The following is a 903-nucleotide window of genomic DNA, read 5'->3' as shown; positions in this document are numbered from 1 at the left end:
CCGACCACGTCGTCAACGCTGTCGAAGCGAAGGCTGTAGCTTTCCGCGTCGCCAGCCTCGGCCTGACCGAGACGGCGGTCGCCACCTTCACGGACGGGACCTACGTCAAGACGGCGACGATCGCAGCCAACGGCCTGGGTGCAGTCGACCTGTCGGGCTTCAACGGCTCGGTTGGGTCCAGCCTCGTGGTCACAGGTTCGGATGGAACCACCAGGTCAGTCACCGGCACGACCATCGTGGCCGATACCGTCGCGCCGCTCGCCAAGGCGAGCCTCGTCCACGTCGCCGGCGACGGGATCATCGACGCCACCGAGGCGCAATCGGCGACCATGCCGGTCACGGGTACGCTCAGCGCGGCACTCGGCGCGGGCGACCAGGTCGTGGTCAGCCTCAACGGTGTCGACACCCTGGCCAGCGTCAGCGGCACCAGCTTTACCGCCGCTGTCGCCACCCCGATCGGCGCCGGGACGGTGACGGTGAGCGTCGTCGACGCCGCCGGCAACGCGGGTGCTGCGACCAGCGCCGCCTACACGGTGGCCGCCCCAGTGCCGTCCCCTGCTATACTCGACACCCTCGTCTTCCGCGTGTCGGGTGACAGCTACCAGGGCAATCCGCACTTCCAGGTGCTGGTGGACGGCCATCAGATCGGCGGCACACTCACCACCAGCGCGTCGCATGCGGCAGGCCAGACGCAGGACATCACCCTCACGGGACAGTTCGGTACGGGTGCGGATCGGAAGAGCGTGCAGTAGGGAAAGAGTGTCCGTCGTGGTGTAGAGATGGGCGACCGCCACATCTTCTACAAAAAGAACAGACTCGAAGGCCAGCACCTGACGGGCTATGCCGCCGACAACCATTTCGGCTACAACATCGGCCGCCGTGCGACGACGGTCAAAAATCGAA

1 pseudogene is annotated in these 903 nt (G+C 66.6%); it reads left to right on the top strand.

From position 1 onward, the window contains the following. Positions 1-752 (top strand): annotated as a pseudogene (locus tag MKK60_RS09980) (carbohydrate-binding domain-containing protein); the annotation flags it as partial. Positions 753-903 lie beyond the last annotated feature (151 nt).

Origin of the sequence: Methylobacterium sp. J-092, assembly GCF_022829325.1 — a bacterium.
Lineage (GTDB): Bacteria > Pseudomonadota > Alphaproteobacteria > Rhizobiales > Beijerinckiaceae > Methylobacterium.
Note: the sequence above shows the minus strand (reverse complement) of the source record. Positions and strands in the feature narration are given on the sequence as shown.